At 64.5% G+C, this 2,231-nt stretch carries 2 protein-coding genes; both read left to right on the forward strand.

The genetic code is table 11. The features are described from left to right. A partial coding sequence (locus tag AB4Y86_RS17240; RefSeq protein WP_441403387.1) for a transglycosylase domain-containing protein occupies nt 1-1,485 on the forward strand: 1,485 nt, incomplete at its 5' end. 9 nt (nt 1,486-1,494) lie between these two features. Beyond that, nucleotides 1,495-2,109 carry a TMEM175 family protein gene (locus AB4Y86_RS17245; RefSeq protein ID WP_441403388.1) on the forward strand — a complete coding sequence of 205 codons (615 nt, stop codon included), beginning with the start codon at nt 1,495-1,497 and terminating at the stop codon, nt 2,107-2,109. Nucleotides 2,110-2,231: the final 122 nt, after the last annotated feature.

Genomic DNA, 2,231 nt, shown 5'->3' on the forward strand with positions numbered 1-2,231 from the left:
ACCGCCAAGGACCTCACGCTGCCGCAGGCCGCCCTGCTGGCCGGCCTGGTCAACAGCCCCAGCTACTATGATCCCGCCACCAATCCGGGAAACTCCCTCAAGCGGCGCAACCAGGTTCTGGACAAGATGCTGGGCGAGGGGAAGATCTCCCGCGCCGATCACGACGCCGCCGTCGCCGCGGGCGTGGGGCTGAAGCTCGAACCCGCAAGGCAGGGCTGTTCAGCGACCGACACGGCACCGTACTTCTGCGACTACATCGCCCACCTGATCCTCAACAACCCGGCCTACGGCGTCGACGCGACGGATCGGGAGAAGAAGCTGTACCGCGGCGGCCTGACCATCACCACCACGCTGGACAGCAGGCTGCAGGGCGCCGCGCAGGCGCAGGTCGATGCCACGGCCGGGGCCAATCCGGATAAGTGGGGTGCGTCCCTGGTCTCCGTCGAACCGGGCAGCGGCAAGATCCTTGCCATGGCGCAGAACACTGTGTTCCTTCCCGAGCCGGGGAAGTTTGATACGCAGCTGAACTTCAATGTCGACGCCAAGGACGCCAACGGGAATGACCTCAATGGCGCTGGCGGATTCCAGCCAGGATCCACGATGAAGCCGTTTACCTTTGCGGAGTGGCTCAATGAAGGTAAGTCCATGGTGGCCGTGGTGGACGCCTCCCGGCGGACCTATCCGCTGGACTTTCCCTGGCGGTCCAGCTGCGGAAAGGTCCTTGGGGCTTATGACACGGCGCAGAGTGCCCTCGGCGCCGCGGACGACCTGCAGAACAATGACGAGGGCTACTACCGCAGGATGCCCGTCAATTACGGGCTCTACAACTCCATCAACACGGCGACCTTCGCGGAAGCCACCCAATTGGACTTTTGCGGCATCCAGAAGATGGTGGATACCGTGGGGCTGCACAGCGGCGTGGATAACGCCCAGGTGAACATGCACCAGCTGGGCAACCTGCTGGGCGCCATCGGCGTCGCCCCGCTGCACCTGGCCAATGCGTTTGCCACGTTTGCCGCTGACGGCAAGTACTGCGCCCCGATCGCCGTCGCCGCCGTAAAGGATGCAGCGGGACGGGACCTCCCGGCACAAGTCAGCGAGTGTCGCAGCGCGGTCAAACCCGAGGTCGCCCGCGGCGTGAACTCGGTACTGCAGGACGTGCTGAAACGGGGGTCCGGAATCTACATCGAACCCAAGGTCCAGGACCATGTGCCGGCTGCGGCCAAGACCGGCACCTCCAACACCAACGGCGCCACCTGGGTGGTCGGCTACACGTCCGGGCTCGCCACTGCCTCCTTCTTCGGGGACACCTTGGCAGGCCAGAAACGGCCGGGCCAAAATGTCACCATCAACGGCAAGTTCTACAAGGCCATTGACGGCTACATGCTCGCCGGTCCGCAGTGGGCGAACTACATGCTGGAAGTGGCAGGACTCTACCCGGCCGCGCCGTTTCCTCCGCCGCCCGAGTCCATGACCAAGCCCTAAGCTGATGCCGTGAACAAGAACCGCCTGGAGGCCTTCAGCGATGGTGTACTGGCCATCATCATCACGATCATGGTCCTGGAACTGAGGGCGCCGGGGGAACCGACCTGGGCTGGCTTGGCCGCTATCCTGCCGACCTTCCTCAGCTACCTGCTCAGCTTCGTCTACGTGGGGATCTACTGGAACAACCACCACCACATGATCCACCTGGCCGACACGGTCAACGGATCAGTCCTGTGGGCCAACCTGCACCTGCTGTTCTGGCTGTCGCTGTTCCCGTTCAGTACCCGCTGGATGGACGAGTCGGGGTTCGTCGAGGTACCGGTGCTGGTCTATGGAATCAACCTGCTCTGCGCAGCCGTCGCCTACTTCGTGCTGCAGCAGACGCTGATCCGCCGGCAGGGCCGGGACGGCGCGCTTTCACGCGCGATCGGCCGGGACTGGAAAGGCAAAGCGTCGCCGCTGATCTACCTCGCCGGTATCGCTGTGGCGTCCGTGCAGCCGCTGCTGGGGCTCGCGATGTACACCGCGGTGGCCCTGATCTGGCTGGTGCCGGACCGCAGGGTTGAACACTTCGTCACGCAAGCGGCCCGCGGCGGTAACGGTGACCGGAGTCCGCGGGCCTAGGTCAGGGTCCAGGAGCGCTTTGACAGGCCGAACCAGAACCCGTCGATCGCGGTCTTGGCGTGCAGGTCTGGCGGGTTACTCATGGCGGTCCTTTGCATTTCGGTGGCGGGATGGGTTACCGG

The organism is Arthrobacter sp. 2YAF22_2 (assembly GCF_052114645.1).
GTDB lineage: Bacteria > Actinomycetota > Actinomycetes > Actinomycetales > Micrococcaceae > Arthrobacter.